The sequence below is a fragment of the Propioniciclava soli genome, from assembly GCF_014858005.1.
In the GTDB taxonomy this organism is placed as follows: Bacteria; Actinomycetota; Actinomycetes; order Propionibacteriales; family Propionibacteriaceae; genus Propioniciclava; species Propioniciclava soli.
The window spans coordinates 436,190-457,578 of the sequence record NZ_JACYOT010000001.1 but is presented as its reverse complement, the minus strand read 5'-3'; the positions used below and the strand labels follow the sequence as shown (position 1 = coordinate 457,578).

17 protein-coding genes are annotated in these 21,389 nt (G+C 71.3%); 12 read left to right on the top strand and 5 right to left on the bottom strand.

Going from position 1 to position 21,389, the window contains the following annotated elements:
- Positions 1 to 27 precede the first annotated feature (27 nt).
- Positions 28 to 537: a DUF4112 domain-containing protein gene (locus IFY26_RS02100; protein WP_232547348.1), complete on the top strand. Its 510-nt coding sequence runs from the start codon at positions 28 to 30 to the stop codon at positions 535 to 537.
- A gap of 3 nt (positions 538 to 540) precedes the next feature.
- Here IFY26_RS02100 and IFY26_RS02095 read toward each other — a convergent pair whose 3' ends face one another.
- Positions 541 to 2,034 carry an MFS transporter gene (locus IFY26_RS02095; RefSeq protein WP_232547347.1) on the bottom strand — a complete coding sequence of 498 codons (1,494 nt, stop codon included), beginning with the start codon at positions 2,032 to 2,034 and terminating at the stop codon, positions 541 to 543.
- Positions 2,035 to 2,207: 173 nt separating this feature from the next.
- On the opposite strand from IFY26_RS02095, the gene IFY26_RS02090 reads away from it, so the two are divergent.
- The 10 genes from IFY26_RS02090 (at position 2,208) to IFY26_RS02045 (ending at position 15,220) form a co-directional block, all read left to right on the top strand.
- A complete protein-coding gene (locus tag IFY26_RS02090; protein ID WP_232547346.1) occupies positions 2,208 to 2,783 on the top strand; it encodes a GNAT family N-acetyltransferase in 576 nt (191 codons plus the stop codon).
- Between the two features lie 45 nt (positions 2,784 to 2,828).
- Positions 2,829 to 3,956, top strand: coding sequence for an L-talarate/galactarate dehydratase (locus IFY26_RS02085; protein ID WP_269778964.1), 1,128 nt, complete (start codon positions 2,829 to 2,831; stop codon positions 3,954 to 3,956).
- Positions 3,953 to 4,867, top strand: a complete 915-nt coding sequence (locus tag IFY26_RS02080) for a dihydrodipicolinate synthase family protein (RefSeq protein WP_232547345.1) — start codon at positions 3,953 to 3,955, stop codon at positions 4,865 to 4,867. The genes IFY26_RS02085 and IFY26_RS02080 overlap by 4 nt, the downstream gene beginning before the upstream one ends.
- On the top strand, positions 4,864 to 5,739 hold the full coding sequence (garR, locus tag IFY26_RS02075) for a 2-hydroxy-3-oxopropionate reductase (protein ID WP_332836129.1): 876 nt from the start codon (positions 4,864 to 4,866) through the stop codon (positions 5,737 to 5,739). The genes IFY26_RS02080 and garR overlap by 4 nt, the downstream gene beginning before the upstream one ends.
- Before the next feature lie 10 nt (positions 5,740 to 5,749).
- Positions 5,750 to 6,871, top strand: coding sequence for a glycerate kinase (locus IFY26_RS02070; protein WP_232547344.1), 1,122 nt, complete (start codon positions 5,750 to 5,752; stop codon positions 6,869 to 6,871).
- 69 nt (positions 6,872 to 6,940) lie between these two features.
- On the top strand, positions 6,941 to 8,572 hold the full coding sequence (locus IFY26_RS02065; protein ID WP_232547343.1) for an NAD(P)-binding protein: 1,632 nt from the start codon (positions 6,941 to 6,943) through the stop codon (positions 8,570 to 8,572).
- 200 nt (positions 8,573 to 8,772) lie between these two features.
- Complete coding sequence (nifJ, locus tag IFY26_RS02060) at positions 8,773 to 12,390, top strand: pyruvate:ferredoxin (flavodoxin) oxidoreductase (protein ID WP_232547342.1); 3,618 nt, start codon at positions 8,773 to 8,775, stop codon at positions 12,388 to 12,390.
- A gap of 1 nt (position 12,391) precedes the next feature.
- Positions 12,392 to 13,414: a dihydroorotate dehydrogenase-like protein gene (locus tag IFY26_RS02055; RefSeq protein WP_232547341.1), complete on the top strand. Its 1,023-nt coding sequence runs from the start codon at positions 12,392 to 12,394 to the stop codon at positions 13,412 to 13,414.
- Between the two features lie 82 nt (positions 13,415 to 13,496).
- Positions 13,497 to 14,822, top strand: coding sequence for a glycosyltransferase (locus IFY26_RS02050; protein WP_232547340.1), 1,326 nt, complete (start codon positions 13,497 to 13,499; stop codon positions 14,820 to 14,822).
- On the top strand, positions 14,819 to 15,220 hold the full coding sequence (locus tag IFY26_RS02045) for a YchJ family protein (RefSeq protein ID WP_232547339.1): 402 nt from the start codon (positions 14,819 to 14,821) through the stop codon (positions 15,218 to 15,220). Before IFY26_RS02050 ends, IFY26_RS02045 begins: the two co-directional genes overlap by 4 nt.
- Here the strand turns inward: IFY26_RS02045 and IFY26_RS02040 are convergent.
- Genes IFY26_RS02040 through IFY26_RS02025 form a run of 4 tightly spaced genes read right to left on the bottom strand, consistent with a single transcriptional unit; the run spans position 15,198 to position 20,230 of the window.
- Positions 15,198 to 16,025 (bottom strand): carbohydrate ABC transporter permease, encoded by an 828-nt coding sequence (locus IFY26_RS02040; protein ID WP_232547338.1) that lies wholly within the window; start codon positions 16,023 to 16,025, stop codon positions 15,198 to 15,200. The two genes, IFY26_RS02045 and IFY26_RS02040, sit on opposite strands and share 23 nt — an antisense overlap.
- Complete coding sequence (locus tag IFY26_RS02035; protein WP_232547337.1) at positions 16,022 to 16,900, bottom strand: carbohydrate ABC transporter permease; 879 nt, start codon at positions 16,898 to 16,900, stop codon at positions 16,022 to 16,024. Before IFY26_RS02035 ends, IFY26_RS02040 begins: the two co-directional genes overlap by 4 nt.
- A 7-nt stretch (positions 16,901 to 16,907) precedes the next feature.
- On the bottom strand, positions 16,908 to 18,155 hold the full coding sequence (locus IFY26_RS02030; protein WP_232547336.1) for an ABC transporter substrate-binding protein: 1,248 nt from the start codon (positions 18,153 to 18,155) through the stop codon (positions 16,908 to 16,910).
- Positions 18,152 to 20,230 (bottom strand): alpha-galactosidase, encoded by a 2,079-nt coding sequence (locus IFY26_RS02025; RefSeq protein WP_232547335.1) that lies wholly within the window; start codon positions 20,228 to 20,230, stop codon positions 18,152 to 18,154. Before IFY26_RS02025 ends, IFY26_RS02030 begins: the two co-directional genes overlap by 4 nt.
- 61 nt (positions 20,231 to 20,291) lie before the next feature.
- Between IFY26_RS02025 and IFY26_RS02020 the strand changes: the two genes are divergently transcribed.
- Positions 20,292 to 21,386 carry an ROK family transcriptional regulator gene (locus IFY26_RS02020; RefSeq protein ID WP_232547334.1) on the top strand — a complete coding sequence of 365 codons (1,095 nt, stop codon included), beginning with the start codon at positions 20,292 to 20,294 and terminating at the stop codon, positions 21,384 to 21,386.
- Positions 21,387 to 21,389: the final 3 nt, after the last annotated feature.

Here is a 21,389-nt window from a genome sequence, read left to right as displayed (position 1 = left end):
TTCCCGGACCCGACCTAGACTGCCGTCGTGCCCGCAGACCCACCACCGCCGCCCGAGCCGCCCCGCGTGTATCCCGACATCGCGATGAGCCGCCGGTTGGCGCGCGTGACGGATGATCTCGTGCGGATCCCCGGCACCGGGATCGGCATCGGGCTGGACGCCCTCGTCGGCCTGGTGCCGGGGATCGGCGATGTCGTCGGCACGGGGTTGTCGGCCGCGATCATGGCGGACGCCGTCCGGCAGCGCGTCCCGTTGCACGTCCTCGCCCGCATGGGGTGGAACCTGCTCGTGGACGCGCTGCTCGGCTTCGTCCCGGTCGTCGGGGACGCCGCCGACGTCCTGCACCGCGCGAACCGGAAGAACTTCCGCCTGCTGGAGCGGTGCGTCATCGAAAACCGCCATGTCGACGCCAGCGCCCGCACCTACGGGGTGCTGGCCGTCGCCATGGTGATCGGCTTCATCGCGGTGGCGCTCGCCCTGGCCGGCCTGCTCATCTGGGGCCTCGTCGCCGGCCTGGGCGCCCTCCTGGGCCGGTGACCCTCAGAACTGACCCGCCGCGATGAGGCGGGTGCGCTCGGCCTGCAGGGACACGTCCTTCTCGTAGTTGCGGTAGAAGACGAACCAGTACAGCGAGTTCAGCACGTACGGCACGCACACGCCCACGAGGATCGTCAGCGGCAGGTTGCCGATCGCCTGGGCGATGACGCCCACCAGCGGCTGGTACACCGTGTTGATGCCGCCCTGGATCAGCGAGAACAGCAGGGCGAACGACGTCGCCGAGAGCTGCTTGGGGCAGACCGAGGAGACCATCGGCAGGACGCAGCCCGAGAAGCCGAACGAGAAGATCAGGCCCATGAGGAAGACCATCACGTAGTAGAGGAAGCTCGGGTCGTTGGTGACCGTCTGCCCCGTTCCGGGCGCGATGTCGTTGTCCCACAGCTGCGCCCAGTACATGGTGAGGGCGATGATCGCGGCGAACGAGACGCCGTAGATCTGGAACAGGATGATGCGGCCCTTGTTGCCGAACCGGCGCACGAACCAGTCACCCGTGAGCCCACCGACGAGCGCCGAGATGGCCATGCCGATCTGCATGACGGTGTTGAGGTAGGCGGCGTTGGTGACACCGAAGCCGAAGTCGCGGGCCCACACCTGGGCCACGAAGTTGAACAGCACCAGCGAGGTCACCAGCAGCAGCATCGGCGCCATGAGCGCGAGCGTCGGGATCTTCATCACCTTGGCCGCGTCCGACCAACGGAACATGCCGGCCTCCGACTTGATCTCGTCGGTGTCGGCCGCGGCGACGCGGTCGGGCTCCTTCACGAAGATGAGGATGAGGATGCCGGAGAGCACCGAGAGGGCGCCCATCGTCATGAACGCCCAGCGCCAGCCCTCGGGGTTGCCGCCGAACTGGCCGAGCAGCGGGGTGATGACGAAACCGACGCCGGCGGACACGCCGCGCACGGTGCCGAACGCCTTGCCCCGTTCGGTGCGCGAGTAGAGCGAGCCGAGCAGTCCGTTGAGGATGGGCTCGGAGGCCACGGTGCCGATCAGCGAGATCGAGTAGATCAACAACAGGATCGGCCAGTTCGGGGCGAACCCGGCGGCGACCGTCCACAGCCCCCACAGGCCGGTGACGATGAACAGGATGCGCTTGCGGCCGAACCGGTCGGCCATGATGGCCCACAGCGGGCCGAAGATCATGCGCGCGGCCGAGCTCAGGCCGCCCAGCAGGCCGAGCGAGCCGTCGCCCAGGCCGAACGCGACGGTGATCTGGGGGAAGAACGTGCGCGAAACCCCGCCCTCGGAGTTGTCGATGGACTGCGACATGCCCAGCACCACCGTGCCGGCGAGCCGGCCGGCCGGCGGCACGAAGTCGCGCTCGTCCGCGTCGTCGTCGACGTCGACGATGGTCACGCCCTGGGGCGTGGTCGCCGCCATGTCGCCCGTCTCGGGAACCTGGGTGGCGCCGAACGGGTCGCCCGGCGCCCGGAACGCGCTCGGATCGGCGTCGCGGCGATCGTGGTTGTCGGTCATGGAGAACCTCTCTGTTCGTCGTGCGTGCGATGAGTATCACCCTGCGGGGGTCGCCCGCGTCGGCTCCCACGCTCGCTGTTCCCGCGTGTTGCCGCGACGCACGGCAACAACAGCGTTTCAGTGCGCCAGTTGCACCCGCCACGGGGCAGGCGCGGGGGGTCACAATGGGTGCCGTGCCTACCCAGCCCGCCCTGACCGAGCTCACCCACGACGGCGTCGCGGCCTACGTCCACGCCCACCTGGTGTTGCTCGAGACGACCTACGCCCACCTCGTGGGGCCTGACTTCGCGGCACTCCGGTGGGCCGAGCGCGACGAGCGGGTGGCCGGCGTCCGCGCCGACGTCGCCGAGGCGGCGGACGCCCGCGCCGCCGGACGCGCCCCGCTGCGCAGGCACCTCGTCGCGACGAACGCGCACGGCACCGTGGTGGGCGTGGCCTGCGTCGCGTCCGAGGTGGGCGCGTGGGAGCAGCCCCACCTCGGCGACGCCTGGGTGCCGCCGGCGACGCCGCTCAACCTGGCGCACCTCTACCTCATGCCGGGCACGCACGGCACCGGCCTCGCGCAACGGCTGCTGGACGCCGCCCTCCCCGGCGGCGCGGCGGCCCACCTGTGGGTGATGACCTACAATGCGCGCGCCGTGGCGTTCTACACCCGCCACGGCTTCGTCACCGAGCTCGGGCCGGTCAGCTCGGGCGAGACGTGGGGCCGCATCCCGATGGTCCGGATGACACGCCCGCAGCTTGTATGACGACTTTGTCGGTCATATGATGCCGGCAGGAGCAAAGGAGCTGTCATGGGCGACACGATCCGCCACATCGCGCTGAGCCACGTGGTCCTCCCCCTGGCCACCGCGATCTCGGACGCCAAGGTGTTCACCGGCCGCCAGAAGCCGATGACCGAGGTGCACTTCCTCTTCGCCGAGATCACCACGGCCGAGGGCCACCGCGGCGTCGGGTTCTCCTACGCCAAGCGCGCCGGCGGGCCCGCGCAGTTCGCGCACGCGGCTCAGGTGGCCGAGGGCCTGCTCGGCGAGGACCCCTCCGACATCGGCCGGCTGAACACCCAGCTGCTGTGGGCGGGGGCGTCCGTGGGCCGCTCGGGCGTCGCGGTGCAGGCGCTGGCCGCGTTCGACGTGGCGCTGTGGGATCTCAAGGCCAAGCGCGCCGGCCTGGCCTTGAGCAAGCTCATCGGCCCCCACCGGGACGCGGTGAGCACGTACAACACCTCGGGCGGCTTCCTCAACACCCCGCTGCCCCAGGTGCTGGAGAACGCCACCGCGTCCGTCGAGGCCGGCATCGGCGGCATCAAGATCAAGGTGGGCCACCCCGACCGGACGGTCGACCTCCAACGGCTCACCGCGATGCGCGAGCACTTGGGCGACACGTTCCCGCTCATGGTCGACGCCAACCAGCAGTGGGACCGCGCCACCGCGATCCGGATGTGCCGCATCTTCGAGGAGTTCAACCTCGTCTGGATCGAGGAGCCGCTGGACGCCTACGACCACGAGGGCCACGCCGACCTCGCCCGCGCGATCCACACCCCCATCGCCACCGGCGAGATGCTCGCCTCGGTCGCCGAGCACGTCAGCCTCATCGACCACCGCTCGTGCGACTACCTCCAGCCGGACGCCCCCCGCGTCGGCGGCATCACCCAGTTCCTCAAGGTCGCCACGCTCGCCGAGCAGGCCGGGCTGGCGCTCGCGCCCCACTTCGCGATGGAGATCCACTGCCACCTGGCCGCCGCCTACCCCGGCGTCGCGTGGGTGGAGCACTTCGACTGGCTCGACCCGCTGTTCAACGAGCGCATGGCCATCGCCGACGGCCGCATGGTCGTCTCCGACCGGCCCGGGCTCGGCGTCACGCTCTCGGACCAGATGCGGGCCTGGACGATCGCCACCGCCTCGTTCGGAGAGCCGGCATGAGCGCGGTGACGGGGGTCATCCCCGCGCTGGTCACGCCGCTGGACGCCGACGGCGAGCTGTTCGAGGCCGGGCTGCGCGACGTCATCGACTTCACGATCGCCGGCGGCGTCCACGGCGTGTTCGTGCTCGGCAGCTCCGGGGAGATCTACGGTCTGTCGGCCGAGCAGAAGCGCCGCGTCGTCGAGATCACCGTGGAGCACGTCGCCGGACGCGTCCCCGTCTACGCTGGCGCGTCGGAGATCACGACGCGCGACTGCATCGCGACCGCCCGCATGGTCGCCGGCATCGGGGGCGTCGCCGGCCTGTCGGTGCTCACGCCCCACTTCATGACGCCCACCCAGGCCGAGCTCGTCGACCACTACACCGCCATCGCGGCCAGCACCGACCTGCCCGTCGTCCTCTACACCAACCCCGGCCGCACCGGCGTCGACCTCGCCCTCGACACCGTGCTCACCCTCGCCGAGCTCGACACCGTCGTCGGCATCAAGGATTCCGGCGGCGATCTGGCCTCCACCCGCGCGCTGGTGGCCGCCCGCCCGCCGGGCTTCGCGGTGATCATGGGCCGCGACACCCTCATCCTGGACGCCCTGCGTGCCGGTGCCGACGGGGCCATCGCGTCCACCGCCAACATCGCCCCCCACGTCGTCGCGGGCATCTACGACGCCTTCGTCGCCGGCGATCTGGCGCGAGCCCAGGCCCTGCAGGACGCCCTCACCCCGCTGCGCCACCTCGTCGACAAGGCCACGTTCCCCGTCGTGCTCAAGGAGGGCCTGCGCCTGGCCGGCATCGACGCCGGGTGGTGCTTCGCGCCCGCCCGCGCGCTGGGCAAGCCCTGGCGCACGCAGCTCGCCGAGGTCGTGGCCGCCCTCGGCGCGCTGGCGAAGGACCCCGGACAGAAGGAGACATCGTGAAGGTCGGATTCATCGGGCTCGGCATCATGGGGCGCCCCATGGCGCTCAACCTCATCGAGGCGGGCCACGAGCTGGTCGTGCTCGGCGGCCGCACGGGCTCGGACGCCCTCGCCGACGCCGGCGCGAGCACCCGCGCCACGCCGCGCGCGGTCGCCGAAGCCGTCGAGGTGCTCATCACGATGCTGCCCAACTCCCCCGACGTGGAGGAGGTCGTCCTCGGCGAGAACGGGGTGATCGAGGGCGCCCACGACGGGCTGGTCGTGGTGGACGCCAGCTCGATCGCCCCGGCGTCCGCCCGCGCCGTGCACGACGCGCTCGCCGAGCGGGGCGTCGCGATGCTGGACGCCCCGGTCTCCGGCGGGGAGCCCAAGGCCGTCGACGGCACGCTGGCGTTCATGGTGGGCGGCGACGCGGCGGTGTTCGAGGCCGTCACGCCCCTGCTGGAGGTGATGGGGGCCTCGGTGACCCACGTCGGCGCGATTGGCGCCGGCAACATCACCAAGCTCGCCAACCAGGCGATCGTCGCGGTCAACATCGCGGTGGCCGCCGAGGCGATGACACTGGCGGCCCGCTCCGGCGTCGACCCCCAAGCCGTCTACGCGGCGATCCGCGGCGGCCTGGCCGGCTCCACGGTGTTGGACGCCAAGGTGCCGCTCATGCTGGAGCGCCGCTTCGACCCGGGCTTCCGCATCGCCCTGCACATCAAGGATCTCGACAACGTGCTCGTCGCCGGCCATGCCGCCGCCTCGCCCCTGCCGCTGACCGCCGCCGTGCGCGAGATGATGACGACGCTGGCGGCCGGCGGTCACGCCGGGGAGGACCACAGCGCCCTGCTGCGCCACTACGAGAAGCTCACCGGCGAAGCTTGGTGAAGGTCGTGTGGTGAAGGTCGTCTGCGCCCCCGACTCCTTCAAGGAGTCGATGACCGCCGCCCACGCCGCGGCGGCCATGGCGGCCGGCGTCCGCGCCGCCCGCCCCGACGCCATCGTCGTCGAGGTGCCGCTGTCGGACGGTGGCGAGGGCTTCGTCGCCGCGCTCGCGGCCGGGCTGGGCGCCGACCTCCGCCACCTGACCGTTCCCGACGCGCTCGGGCGCCCCACCCGTGCCGCCTGGGCGCTCGCGGGCGACCTGGCCGTCATCGAGGTCGCCCAGGCGGTCGGGCTGGAGTCCATCGCCCCGGCCGAGCGGGACGTCCGCCAGGCCACGACCGTGGGCGTCGGAGAGCTCATCGGCGCGGCCCTGGACGCCGGCGCCCGCCGCCTCGTCATCGGGTTGGGCGGTTCGGCCACCAACGACGGCGGCGCCGGTCTGCTGCACGCGCTCGGCGTCCGCTTCCGCGCCGCCGACGGCACCAAGCTCGCCCCCACCCCCGCCGCGCTGGCGCACCTGACATCCGTCGACACCACGGGCCTCGACCCCCGCCTGGCCGAGGTCACCCTGGAGGCCGCCTGCGACGTCACCCATCCCCTGTGCGGGCCGGACGGCGCCTCGGCGGTCTTCGGCCCGCAGAAGGGGGCCGACGCCGGCGACGTCGCGTTCCTCGATGGCGTGCTCGCCCGCGTGTCTGCCGCGCTGGCCCCGGCCGAGGCCCACCGGCCCGGAGCCGGCGCCGCGGGCGGCCTGGGCTGGGCGCTGCTGGCGCTGGGCGCGACGGTCCGGCCCGGCTTCGACGTCGTCGCCGACGCCGTGGGGCTGGACGCCGCGCTCACCGACGCCGACCTCGTCCTCACTGGCGAGGGCTCCGTGGACGCCCAGACCCTGGCCGGCAAGGCCCCCGCCGGCGTCGCGCGGCTGGCCGCCGCCCACGGCGTCCCGGTGGTGCTCTTCGGCGGCCGCCTCGCGCCCGACGCCGCAGCCCTGCTGGGCGCCGGCGTCCACCGCCTGGTGTGCATCACGCCCGAGGGAACCGCCCTTGCCACCGCCTTGGCACGGGGGCCGGAGCACCTCGCCGCCGCCGCCGCGGAGGTGATGTCGGGCATCGCCGGGGACGCCGCACAAAGCTGATCGGTGGGGGGTATCGTGCGAGGGACACCCACCGCGACGCTGCGCAGAACCCACCGGAGGGACCCACCCATGGATGCACCCACGAGCCGCAACCTGACCCACCTGCCGAACCTGGACACCGCGCGGGGTCGGGTGGGCCCGGTGCGGGTGCGGATGCCGATCTATGTGGATCTGCTGCCGCCGTGCAACCACGCGTGCCCGGCCGGGGAGAACATCCAGGAATGGCTGCGCCTCGTCAAGGCGAAGCAGGACGAGGAGGCGTGGCGCGAGCTGACGCGCAACAACCCGTTCCCCGCCATCCACGGCCGCGTCTGCTACCACCCGTGCGAGACGGCCTGCAACCGCATCGAGCTCGACGGGGCGGTGTCGATCCACTCCGTCGAGCGCTACCTCGGCGACCTCGCCATCGAGAACAACTGGCAGTTCACCGCGCCCACCCGGCGCACCGGGCGCCGCGTCCTCGTGATTGGCGCCGGGCCGTCCGGGCTGTCGGCCGCCTACCAGCTCGCGATGCTGGGCCACGAGGTCGAGATCCACGACTCCTCCGACGCCCCCGGCGGCATGATGCGCTACGGCATCCCGGAGTACCGCCTGCCCCGCGACGTCCTCGACGCCGAGGTCGCCCGCATCGTCGAGCTGGGCGTGACCATCGTGCAGAACCACACGGTCACCGACCTGCTGGCCGAGCAGGAGAAGGGCCACTTCGACGCCGTCTTCGTCGCGATCGGGGCGCACCTGTCCAAGCGCGTCGACATCCCCACCATGGACGCCGGCAAGATCGTCGACGCCGTCGGCTTCCTGCGCGACGTCGCCTCCGGCACCAAGCCCGTCATCGGCCGCCGCGTGGCGGTCTACGGCGGCGGCAACACCGCGATGGACGCCGCCCGCGTGGCCCGCCGGCTGGGCGCGGAGGAGTCGATCATCGTCTACCGGCGCACCCAGGAGCAGATGCCGGCGCACGCCGACGAGCACGACGAGGCCGTCCGCGAGGGCGTCAAGATGAACTGGCTGCGCACGATCACCGAAGTGGACGCCGGCGCCATGCAGGTCGAGATCATGGAGCTCGACGAGAACGGCAAGGCCCGCGGCACGGGCCGCTTCGAGTCCCTCGAGGCCGACACCGTGATCCTCGCCCTCGGCCAGGAGGCCGACTCCGGCTTCCTCCAGGCGATCCCCGGCATGCGGTTCGACGGCGATGTCGTCACCGTCGACACCACGACGCTCATGACCGATGTGCCCGGCATCTTCGCCGGCGGCGACGCGGTGCCCTCGGAGCGGACCGTGACCGTCGGCGTCGGCCACGGCAAGAAGGCCGCGCGCATGATCGACCTGTGGCTGCAGAGCCGCCCGCACGTGCCGCGCGAGAAGAACGACATCGCGACGTTCGAGAAGCTGAACCTCTGGTACTGGGGAGACAACCGGCGCAGCACCCAGCCCGAGCTGGCCGTTGAACACCGGCAGAACTTCGACGAAATCGTGGGTGGCCTGGCGCCCGACGAGGCGCGCACCGAGGCGTGGCGCTGCCTGTCGTGCGGCAACTGCATCGAGTGCGACGGCTGCCTGGGCTCCTGCCCGGAGGACGCGGTGATCAAGCTCGGCAAGGGCCTGCGCTACCGCTACGACTACGCCAAGTGCACCGGCTGCGGCACCTGCTACGAGCAGTGCCCGGTCCACGCCATCGAGATGGTCGCCGAGCGCTGAGCCGCGCGGACGCCAGAAGAGGGAGCGCAACCATGACAATCGAGGACGCAGCAGCGCGAGCGGAGCGAGCACCAGCCCCGCCGGCGAGGCGTGAGGATGTGCCAGCGCGAGCGGAGCGAGCACCAGCCCCGCCGGCGAGGCGTGAGGATGTGCCAGCGCGAGCGGAGCGAGCACCAGCCCCGCCGGCGAGGCGTGAGGATGTGCCAGCGCGAGCGGAGCGAGCACCAGCCCCGCCGGCGAGGCGTGACATTATCGACGGGAACGAGGCCGCGGTCTCGGTGGCCTACCGGCTCAACGAGCTGTGTTCGATCTACCCCATCACCCCCAGCTCGACCATGGCCGAGCTCGCGGACGAGTGGTCCTCGCGCGACCGCGCGAACGTGTGGGGCACGGTGCCCACCGTGATCGAGATGCAGTCCGAGGGCGGGGCGGCGGGCGCGCTGCACGGCGCACTGCAGGGCGGCGCGATGTCGACGACGTTCACGGCGTCCCAGGGCCTGTTGTTGATGATCCCGAACATGTACAAGATCGCCGGCGAGCTCACCTCGACGACGTTCCACGTCGCGGCCCGCTCGCTGGCCACGCAGGGGCTGAGCATCTTCGGCGACCACCAGGACGTGATGGCGGTGCGGCAGACCGGCTTCGCGCTGCTCAGCTCGGCCTCGGTGCAGGAGAGCCACGACATGGCGGCGATTGCCCAGCTGTCGACGCTGCGCAGCCGGGTGCCGTTCCTGCACTTCTTCGACGGCTTCCGCACCAGCCACGAGCTGAACACGCTGACGATGCTCTCCGACGACGACCTGCGCACCTACGTGCCGCACGACCTCGTCCGCGCCCACCGCGACCGGGCGCTGAGCCCCGAGCACCCCTACATTCGCGGCACGGCGCAGAACCCGGACACCTACTTCCAGTCCCGCGAGACCTCCAACAGCTTCTACCTCGAGGTGCCCGGGGTGGTGCGCCGGGCGATGGACGAGTTTGCCGCGCTCACCGGACGCTCCTACGGGCTGGTGGAATACCACGGCGACCCCGAGGCCACCCACGTGCTCATCGTGATGGGCTCGGGCGCCCAGACCTGCCACCAGGCGATCGACCACCTGACGGCCCAGGGCGAGAAGGTCGGCGTCCTGCAGATCCGGCTCTACCGCCCGTTCCCGGTCGCCGAGCTGCTGGCCGCGCTGCCGGCGTCCGTGGAACGCATCGCCGTGCTCGACCGGACGAAGGAGCCCGGCGCCGGAGGCGAGCCGCTGTTCCTCGACGTCACCTCCGCGCTGGCCGAGGCCGTCTCGAACGGCGAGCGGGCCTCGCTGCCGCTGGTGATCGGCGGGCGCTACGGGTTGTCGAGCAAGGAGTTCACCCCGGCCATGGTGGTCGGCATCGTCGAGGAGCTGCAGCGCGAGAAGCCCAAGCCGCGCTTCACCGTGGGCATCACCGACGACGTCACGAACCTGTCGATCGAGTACCCGGCCGACCTCGACGTGGAATCCCCCGAGACCCACCGCGCCGTGTTCTACGGCATCGGCTCGGACGGCACCGTCGGCGCCAACAAGAACACCATCAAGATCCTCGGCGGCCAGGAGGGCACCTACGCCCAGGGCTACTTCGTCTACGACTCGAAGAAGTCGGGCAGCCGGACGGTCAGCCACCTCCGGTTCGGTCCGGAGCCCATCACAGCGCCCTACCTGGTGAAGGAGGCCGGCTTCATCGGCGTCCACCACCTGTCGATCCTGGAGCGCGTCGACGTGCTGCGCACCGCGCGGCGCGGCACCGTCGTGCTGCTCAACACCCCGTTCGCGCCCGAGGAGGTGTTCGCGCACCTGCCCGAGCCGATGCAGCGGCGCATCATCGAGCTGGAGCTGGAGCTCTACACGATCGACGCCAACGCCGTCTCGCGGGCCGCCGGCATGGGCAACCGCACCAACACCGTGCTGCAGACCTGCTTCTTCGCGATCAGCCGCGTCATGCCGCGCGAGGAGGCCATCGCCGCGGTCAAGGCGTCCATCGAGAAGACCTACGGCCGCCGCGGCGCCGACGTGGTGAAGAAGAACCATGCGGCGGTGGACGCCGCGATCGAGCACCTGCACCGGGTGGAGGTGCCGGACGCGGTGGCGTCCGACAAGGGCCTCATCGCGCCCGTGCCCGACCATGCGCCCGACTTCGTGCGCCGCGTCACGGCCAAGATGCTGCTCGACGAGGGCGACGACCTGCCCGTCTCGGCGCTGCCGGTGGACGGCACCTACCCGAGCGGCACGACGCAGTACGAGAAGCGCAACATCTCCGACATCGTGGCGGTGTGGGATCCGGAGACCTGCATCCAGTGCGGCAACTGCAGCTTCGTCTGCCCTCACGCCGTGCTGCGCGCCAAGTACTACCCCGAGCCGGCGCTGGACGGCGCACCGTCGACGTTCCAGACCGCCGAGCTCAACGCCGCCGGCCTGCCGGGCGCGAAGTACACCCTGCAGGTCTACGCGGAGGACTGCACAGGCTGCGGGCTGTGCGTGGAGTCGTGCCCGGTGAAGGTGGTGGGCCCCGCGGCCGGCACCGGCGGGGAGCGCAAGGCCATCAACCTGGCGCCGGTGCTCGACCGGGAGCCGACGAAGCAGAACGTGGCCTTCTTCGAGGCGATCCCCGTGAACCGGCGCAGCCGCGTCGACTTCGCCCAGGTGCGCGGCGTGCAGTACCTCGAGCCCTTGTTCGAGTTCTCGGGGGCGTGCACGGGCTGCGGCGAGACGCCGTACCTGAAGTTGTTGTCGCAGCTGTTCGGCGGACGGGCGTCCATCGCGAACGCGACGGGTTGCTCGTCCATCTACGGCGGCAACCTGCCGACGACGCCGTGGGCGCGCAACAAGTACGGCCGCGGGCCCGCCTGGTCGAACTCGCTGTTCGAGGACAACGCGGAGTTCGGGCTCGGCCTGCGCCTGGCGGCCGATCTGCAGACCGATCTCGCGCGGCGTCGGCTGGAACAGCTGCGCGGCGAGATCGGCGACGATGCGCTGGTTGATGACATCCTCACCGCCGAGCAGCAGTACGAGTCGGACCTGTCGCACCAGCGCGCGCGCGTCGACCAGCTCAAGGAGCGCCTCGATTCCATGACCGGCCCGCAGGCGGCCGACCTCCGCTCGGTGGCCGACCACCTGCTGCGCCGCAGCGTGTGGATCGTGGGCGGCGACGGCTGGGCCTACGACATCGGCTCCGGTGGCCTCGACCACGTGCTCGCCTCGGGACGCAACGTGAACGTGCTGGTGATGGACACCGAGGTGTACTCCAACACCGGCGGGCAGGCGTCCAAGGCGACGCCGATGGGGGCGGTGGCCAAGTTCGCCTCCGCCGGCAAGGAGACGATCGACAAGGACCTGGCGATGCAGGCGATCGCCTACGGCAACGTGTACGTGGCCCGCATCGCGATGGGCGCCGACCCGCAGCAGACGCTCACGGCGTTCCGCGAGGCGGAGGCCTACGACGGGCCGTCGTTGATCCTGGCGTACAGCCACTGCATCGCCCACGGCATCGACATGAAGAAGGGCCTCGACCAGCAGTACCTGGCGGTGAACTCCGGCCACTGGCCGCTCATCCGGTTCAACCCGGTGCTGCGGATGGCCGGCAAGAACCCCTTCCTGCTCGACAGCCCGCGGCCGCGGTTCACGCTGGAGCAGTACCAGCGCAACGAGCTGCGCTTCCGGATGTTGAAGAACGTCGACCCCGAGGGCGCCGAGCGCATGCTCGAGTTCGGGCAGGCGCAGGTGGAGCGCCGCTGGCGCGACTACGAAGAGATGGCGACGCGGGGCGCGTCAGAGTTCGCCGCGGATGCGAAGGAGTGACATGGAGCGCGCGATCGACCTGACCACCACCTACCTCGGCCTGGAGCTGGCCCACCCCGTCGTGGCCTCCGCGGGTCCCTTGTCGCAGAACGCGGCCGGTGTGCGGGCGCTGGCCGGGGGTGGGGCGTCCGCCGTGGTGCTCTACTCGCTGTTCGAGGAGCAGCTGCGTGCCGAGGCCAACCGGGACGCGGCCCTGCTGGATGCCCAGGAGGACCGGTACCCCGAGGCGACCGACTTCTTTCCCGATGTGGAGGTGACGGCGAAGTCGGCGGCCTACGGGTACCTGAAGCTGGTCGAGGAGTCGGCCGCCCAGCTCGACGTGCCGGTGATCGCGTCGCTGAACGGCTCCGACCTCGGCGGCTGGGTTGACTTCGCCCGCGAGCTGGCCTCCGCAGGGGCGTCCGCCCTGGAGCTGAACATCTACTTCGTGCCGGGTGACGTGCGCACCACCGGCGATCTGGTGCTCAAGCGGCACCTCGAGATCGTGCAGGCGGTGACCCAGGCGGTGGAGCTGCCGGTGTCGGTGAAGCTCTCCTCCTCCTTCAGCTCGCCTGGTAACGCGGCCCTGCAGATCCTGGACGCCGGGGCGTCCGGCCTGGTGCTGTTCAACCGCTTCCTGCAGCCCGACATCGACATCGAGACCCTCGGCATGGACAACGCGTTCGAGCTGTCGACGCCCCACGAGGGCCGGCTGCCGCGCACGTGGATCGCCGCGATTCGCAACCACACGCAGGCCTCGCTGGCCGGCTCGACCGGCGTCGAATCCGCCGACGACGTGATCAAATACCTGCTCGCGGGGGCCGATGTGGTGATGTCGACGGCCGCGCTGATCCGTCACGGCCGCGACCACACGCGGACGCTGGTGGCCGGCCTGGAGTCCTGGCTGGCGCGCAAGGGCTACGCCTCGGTCGCCGAGGCCCGCGGCCTGCTGGCGCTGCCCGCCGACGGCCGCGCCGACGCCTTCGAGCGCGGCGGCTACGTGGCCGCCCTGCAGGCGGCCAAGCAGCGCTACGGGTCGCTCTGAGCCGCAGCGAGCGACGGCCGGGCCAGGGCGGCGAATCTGGATAGTCTGGTCTGGTTGCCGTGCCCACCGTGGGAAGGAAGCCATGTCCGCCGTCGAGCCGTCGAACCCCACCGGGGAGGCCCGGCCCTTGCGGGTCGCGTTGTTCACGGACAACTACGGGCCCGGGCACAGCGGATTGTTGTACGCGGTGCAGTTTCTTGAGGGCGAGCTGTTGGCGCGGGGCTTCCGGGTGCAGGTCGTGGCACCGGCGTGTGACGGCCCGAACCCCTACCGCGACCACCCGCACCGCACCGAGCTCCGGCTGCCCGGGATCCCCGTGCCCGGCATGTCGCTGGTCATGGCGACGGGGCGCGGGTTCGAGCGGGCCCTCGACCAGCTGGCCGCCGACCCGCCCGACGTCATCCACGTCCACGGCCTGGGCACCATCGGGCTGCTGGGCGTCTGGGCGGCCGACCGACTCGGCGTGCCGCTCATGGTCACGTGGCACACCGACTTCGAGGCCTACGCCGAGCACTACGCGCTGCTGGCACCCGTCGGGGACGCCTACATCCGCGTGCTGACCACCGCGACCCGCGGCATGCAGCGCCCGCAGTTGAAGGACATGCAGAGCTTCTTCCAGCCCCGCTGGTGGCGCCGGGGCCGCATCACGCGGCGCGCCGTGCTCAACGCCGCCCGCGAGATGTTGGAGGCGGCCGATCTGGTCACCACCCCGTCGGACAAGACGGCCACGCGCTGCCTCGAGCTGGCTCCGAAGTCCCACATCCGCGTCGTCCCGAACGGGGCGGACGCCCTCCCCACCGGCCCTGACCTGCCGGCGCCGCACGGCCCGCGCATCCTCTACGTCGGCCGCATCGCCCCTGAGAAGAGCATCGGCCTGCTCGTGGACGCCTTCGCCTGGGTGCGTGAGGAGATTCCCCACGCCGAGCTGATGATCGTCGGCAACTGGCGCACCGGCGCCCTGCTGGAGCAGAAGCTGCGCCGCGCGCGGCGCCGGGGCGGGGTGACGCTGGTCGGTCAGGTGCCCCGGGAGAAGCTCGGCCCCTACTACGCCTCGGCCGACGTGTTCGCCTTCCCGTCGACCACCGACACCCAGGCCCTCGTGCTGCACGAGGCGGCCCACGCCGGGCTGCCCATCGTGAGCTGCGACCACGAGCTGCGCCTCGTCATCGACCCCGGCGTCAACGGCGCCATCGCGCGGCCCACGCCGGAGTCGTTCGCCCGGCAGCTCGTGATGATGCTCTCCAAGCTGGAGGACCCGGCCTTCCGCGAGCGGGCCGCCGAGCGCAGCCGCGAGATGGCGAGCTGGTGGACGATCGAGCACCAGTCGGCCGCCATGGTCGAGCTGTACGCGGACCTCGCGGCGGGGCGTCCCATCGAGGAGCGCATGACCGCGGTGCCGCACCCGTGAGCGCAACCCCGGACGCCTGCCCCTGCGGCACCGGGACGCCCTATGACGCCTGCTGCGGCCCATTCCACTCCGGACGCCGAGTGGCCCCGACCGCCGAGGCCCTCATGCGTTCGCGCTACGCGGCGTTCGCGCTGGGGCTGACGGCCTACCTGGCCGACACGTGGCACCCGGCGACGCGGCCGGCGTCCGTCACGCTCGATTCCGCCACCGCATGGACGGGGCTGGTCATCGAGAACACCACCGCCGGCCGCGCGTGGGACACCACCGGCACCGTCACCTTCGCCGCATCGTGGCGCTCCGGACGCCGCCACGGCACCCAGCGGGAGACCAGTCGGTTCACCACGCTGGACGGCCGCTGGGTGTACGTGGACGGCGTCAGCGCTGCGAACCCCGCATGACGCCGGAGATCACCCACCGCTGGGCGAACACGTAGACCAGGACGAGCGGCGCGATCGCCATCAGGTAGGACGCGAACGCCACGGGGTAGTTCACGTTGAACTGGCCCTGGAACACGTACTGCGCGAGCGGGAGGGTCTGCGTACCCGGGTCGGTCAGGATGACCAGGGGCAGCAGGAAGTCGTTCCACGCCCACAGGCAGGTGAGGATGCCGACGGTGGCGTTCATGGGCCCCAGAAGCGGGAACACGATGCGCCAGAAGATGCCCCAGCGGGACGCGCCGTCCACGGCCGCCGACTCCTCGATCTCGAGGGGAATGGCGCGGACGAAGCTCGTGTACAGCAGGAGGTTGAACGCCAGGCCGTACACCGTGTAGAGCAGGATCAGGCCGGCCTCGTTGTCGATGCCGAGGATCGCCGTCTGCCGCACGACGGGCAGCATGATGATGGGGAACGGCACGAACATCGCGGCGATGAAGTAGTAGAACAGCAACCGCACCCACCGACGGTGCATGTTGCGCTCGATGGCGTAGGCCACCATCGAGTTCGTCACCAGGGTGAGCACGACGGCGCCGACGGTGATGACCGCCGAGGTGACGAGCCGCGACGGGAAGTCGGTCATCGTCCACGCGGTGGCGAAGTTGTCCCACCGCCAGGTGGTGGGCAGTCCGAAGCCGGACTCCGCCAGCTCCGCCGGCGTCTTGAGGGCGGTCACGACCGCGAAGTAGAGCGGGACGAGGATGGTCAGGGACAAGACGGCGGCGAGCGCCGTGAGGGCCCAGCCGCGAGAGGAGCGCTGGCGGTTCATGCGTTGGTGTCCTTGCTCGAGAGGAAGCGGAGCTGCGCGAACGAGATCACCAGGACCAGGATGAAGTAGATGATGCCGTTGGCGGTCTGGTAGGCGTATTCGCCGCCCTGGAAGCCGTTGCGGAAGATGAGGAACGAGATCGACTGGGTCGCCGTTCCGGGGCCGCCGTTGGTGAGGGCGACCACCTGGTCGAACACCCCGAGTGAGTTCTTGAAGCTCAGCACCATGTTGATGGTGAAAAACGGCATGATGAGCGGGAACGTCATGCGCCGGAACTGCTCCCACCGGCTCGCGCCGTCGATGGCTGCGGCCTCGTACACCTCCTCGGGCACCGTCTGGAGACCGGCGAGGTACACGATCGTGCTGAACGCGACGGCCTGCCAGACACCGACGAAGACGATCACCATCCAGGCCGTGTTCTCGTTGGCCAACAGCGACGTCGACAGCCATTCCCAACCCAGCGCCTGGCCGATGGCCGGCAGGTTGTTCGTGAACAGGTACTGGAAGATGTACGCCACGATCAGCACGGGCAGGATGTTGGGCAGGAAGAACAGGCCCCGGAAGAACGTCTGGGCCTTGATCGCGCTGTTCAGCAACAGGGCCAGCGACAGCGCGATGACATTGATGAGGATGGTCGCGGACACGGCATAGAGCAGCGTGAACGCATACGAGCCCCAGACCACGTCGTCGCGGAACAGGTTGAGGTAGTTGGCGAAGCCGACGAAGCGCCAGTCGCCGTAGCCGGCGTAGTTGGTGAACGTGTAGAAGAAGCCCGTCAGCAGCGGGATCGTCAGCATCGCGGTGAACAGGATGGCCGCGGGCGCGATCATCCAGACGTAGGCGCGGTCGATGCGCCCGGGAGAGGTGGTTTGCATCACGGCCTCACAGGGTTGAGTTGATGCGCTCGATGACGCGGTCGTACTGGACGTCGAGCGTGCGGACGAAGGCGGCGGCGTCCCCGTTGATCAGGAACTGCTGCATGTAGTTGTTGAGGTTCACGGCCGGGGGGAAGTTGTGGTCGGAGTACGTCGTGAGCCGCTGGCTCTCGAAGTACGGCATGAGTCCCTCGAGCGCCTCGTCGTCGGCCGTCATGCCCTCGCGGGTCGGGAAGGCGACCTGCTCGGCGCAGTAGGCGGCCATGTTCGGCTCCTCCATCAGGTAGGAGAAGAAGTCGAGCGCGCCGTCGACCGGCTCGGTGCCGCAGGTGAGCGCGACGTCCACCCCGGACACGACCCACGCCTCGCCGGAGTCCGGCGGCGTCGCGAACGTGCCGAGCTGGATGTCGGGGTTGTAGGACCGGATGGCCGGGATGGCGTAGGTGCCGTGCACGTACATCGCCGCCCGGCCCTGCGCGAAGCCCTGGTTGGCGTCGTTGTAGCCGATCTCGTACTTGTTGCTGTTGCCGTACCCCCCGATCTGCCGCATCTTCTCGAGCACGGGCATCAGTTCCTCGAACGACGTCTCGCCCACCTGGCGCCGGGCGTACCAGGCGGCGACCTCGCCGTCGAGGAAATTGCCGGACAGGGAGCTGAACATCGGCGCCCCGGTCCAGTTGTCGCGGAACCCCCAGTAGAAGGGGTCGACGCCCAGCGCCGTGAACTCGTCGGCCAGCCCGATCAACTCGTCCCACGTCTGCGGCGGGTCGAAGCCGTGCTCGTCGAAGATCGCGCGGTTGTAGATCATGCCGGAGCCGTTGTTGGCGAACGGCACGCCGTTCACCTGGCCCTCGGCGCCCACGCCCAGGGTCGGCAGGATCTGCGCGATGGACGGGTTCACCGGCGCGAGCAGGTCGCTGCCCGCGAAGTCGTGGAAGACGCCCGAGCGGGCCAGCGCGCCGTAGCTGTAGTCGCCGTTGATGGTGATGAGCGGCGGGATGTCGCCCTTCACCAGCCGGACGCGCAGCGCGGTGACGTTGTCGGCCTGGAAGTTCTGCTCGATGTTCGTGCCGTGGGCGGCGTTGTACTCCGCACAGATGCGGTCGAACAACGTGATGGCCTCGGACTTGAACTGGAAGAATTCGGTGCTGCCGACGCCGGTGCCGGTGGGCCGGGCGCATGCGCCCAGGGGCGCCAGCAACGCTGCCGCGGTGAGCCCGGACAGCACCGTCCGTCGGCTCAACTGACCGTTCATGACTCGCTCCTTTCGAGGTGGATGATCGCGAGGTGTTCGGGGTGCAGGGTGGGGGCGGCGAGCCCGGATTCGGCGAGCGCCCGGCCGCTCAGCACGGGCGTCCCGGACGCCCACGGCAGGCCCGGCTGCGGGGTCAGCTCGTCGAGGCGGACGCGCCAGCGGGCGTCCGGATCGAGCCCCGGCAGCGTCACGGGGGCCGTCGGGTAGGTCGGCGACGTGGCGAGCTGGACGACGGCGAACAGTGCCCGATCGGGCCCGACGACGCCGTGGACGCGCGTGCCGTCGCGGTCCTCGGTGCGCACCGTGGCACCGGTGGCCAGCAGGTCACGCACCTCCTTGGCCCGGCCCACCCACGCCGCGAGCCGCTCCAGCTCGGTCTGGGAGGCCGTCCGCAGGTCCCACTCGATCCCGAAGTGGCCGAACAGGGCGGTGCCGGCGCGGAACGACAGCTCCTGGGTGCGCCCCGTCGTGTGCGCGCGCGGCGGGCCGACGTGGGCGCCGACGACCTCCGGCGGCAGGAGCAGGCCGGTCCAACGCTGGATGTCCTGGCGCTCCAGGGCGTCGTTGCAGTCCGACGCCCAGATGCGGTCCGTGCGGGTCAGGACGCCGAGGTCGACGCGGCCGCCGCCCGAGGCGCACGACTCGATCTCCAGGCCGGGGCACTCCCGCTTCAGGTGCTCGACGAGGCGGTAGTACGCCAGCGTCTGGTCGTGGACGAGCCGCTCCCCCGCCACGCCACAGGCCTCGATCAGGTCGCGGTTGTGATCCCACTTCAGGTACGCGATGCCGATCCGCCGCACCAGCTCGACGAGCCGCTCGGCGAGGTGGTCGACGACCTCGGGGCGCGTCAGGTTGAGCACGTGCTGGTTGCGGACGCGCAACGGCAGCCGCTCGGCGTCGGGCCGCAGGATCCAGTCGGGGTGGGCGCGGGCGAGATCGGAGTCGAGGTTCACCATCTCGGGCTCGACCCACAGGCCGAACTCCATGCCCAGGCCGCGGACCGCCTCGGCCAGCGGCTCCAGCCCACCCGGCCACACCGCGTCCGAGACCGCCCAGTCCCCCAGCCCGGTGGTGTCGTCGCGCCGCGAGCCGAACCAGCCGTCGTCCAACACGAAGCGCTCGACCCCGACGCGGGCCGCCGCCTCGGCCAGCTCCACCAGCGCGTCGTGGTCATGGGCGAAGTAGACCGCCTCCCACGTGTTCAGCGTGATCGGACGCGGGCGCCGCGGGCCGCTCACGCGCCGCAGCCAGCCGTGGTAGCGCGCGCTGAGGGCGTCCAGACCGACCCCGAAGGAGGCGAGCACCATGGGGGTCGCGTAGGTCTCCCCCGGCGCGAGCACCAGCTCGCCCGGCCCGAACAGCTCACCGCCGGCCAGGATCTGCTCCCCGCCGTGGGACCGCTCGGCCAGGTGGGTGTGGTTGCCCGACCACGCGACGTGGACGCCCCACACCCGCCCCGTACGGAAGCCGAAGCCCTCCTCGCCGGCGATCATCAGCGTGGTCGACTGCAGGGAGGTGCGGCCGCGGCGGTTGTCGCGCCGCAGGCTGCCGACGGAGAACGGGTGGCGCTGCGGGGAACGCTCGCGCAGGTGGCGCCCGGTGAGGTCGAGCAGTTCGCGGGCGTGCGGCGGGACGCGCAGCGCCGGGGTCAACGCGTCGAGGGTGTAGGCGTCGGCGCCGGTGTTGGTGAGCTCGGCGGCCAACTCGACCACGCCCTCCTCGGTGAGCGCGACGGTGAGCGTCAGGGCCAGGCCGTCGGCGACGGCGCGAAAGGTCGCAGACGTGGCGTCGGCGTCCACCTCATCGACGACGAAGGCGTGGGTGGAGTGCCGGCCGGCCCGGTGCCCGGCGAGCCCCGGGGTGCCCAGCCAGCCGCGGGACTCCTCGGGCAGCAGCGAGCACTCGACGAGCTCCTCGGTCTGGTCGGACACGAACGGCGGGGTGAGCGTGGCGGCCGGGTCGTCGGCCCCATCGAGCGCCGGGCCCCAGTAGGTGACGACCGGCAGGTGGCCGTCACGCGTGGTGAGAACCAGGCTCACGCCGCCGCGCGCGAGGGGGAAGGACGTCTGCGTCACCCAATTATTCTGGCCCGAAATAAACTCGGGCGTCAACCCCCGGCTGGGGCACAATGACGTCGTGGATCTGACGGGCCTGGGGGATGCGCACCGCCGACTCGTGCTGACGCTGCTGCAGCACGGGCCGCTGCAGCGCCGCGACCTCGCCCACCGGCTGGGCCTCAGCGGCGGCAGCATCACCCGGTTGACGAAACCGTTGCAGGAGCGGGGCCTGGTCGTCGCCACCGCGGAGCAGCGCAACGCCGCCGGCCGCCCCGCGCACACCCTCGACGCCGTGCTGCCCGCCGACACGCTCCTCGGCGTGTCGGTGACCGCCGACACGCTGCGCCTGGTGCGCACCGACCTGCGCGCCCGGGTGCTGGAAGACCTCAGCGGCCCGCTGGCCTCTCGTCACCCCGAGGCCGTCGTGGAACGGCTGGCGCTGCTCGTCGACCGGCTGGCCCCCGCCCCCACGGTCGGCATCGGGATCGGCGTGAGCGGCATCGTCCACGACGGCTCGACCGTGGTGCGCTCGCCGTTCCTGAGGTGGGCGGACGTCCCGCTGGCCGAGTTGGTGTCGCACCGGCTGGGGCACCCCTGCGTCGTCGCCAACGACGTCGCCGCGGTGGCCCTTGCGGAGGCGTGGTTCGGCGTGGGGCTGACGGCGGAGAGCTTTCTCGCGCTCACGTTCGGCACGGGGGTCGGCGGCGCCGCGGTGGTGCGCGGTGAGGTGCAGGACGCGGAGGCCCAGGGCGTGGGACTCCTCGGCCACCTGCCCCTCACCTGGCCGGACGGCTCGGTGCGCCGGGCCAACATGAGCCTGACCGACGGCGCCCTGGTGAGGTTGGCCCGCGGTTACGGCTCGGCCGCGACGACGGCGGACGCCGTGGAGGCCGGTGCGGACGCCGGCGCCCGCCGCGCCGCCGCGGAGTTCGCGTACGCCTGCGGGGCCCTGGCCGGCACGGGGGCGGCGTTCCTGGTGCCGGACGCGGTGGTGGTGCTCGGCGAGCGCGCCGGGCTGGTGGCGGCCTTCGCCGATGACTTCGAGGCGGGCATCGCCTCGGTGCGCGAGGCCGTCGCGCCGCCGCTGGCCGTCACCGTCCGGCCCCACAACCGCGACGTCTGGGCGCGCGGGGCGGCCGTCACGGCACTGGTGCGCCACGTCAGCGGCCTGTGAGCC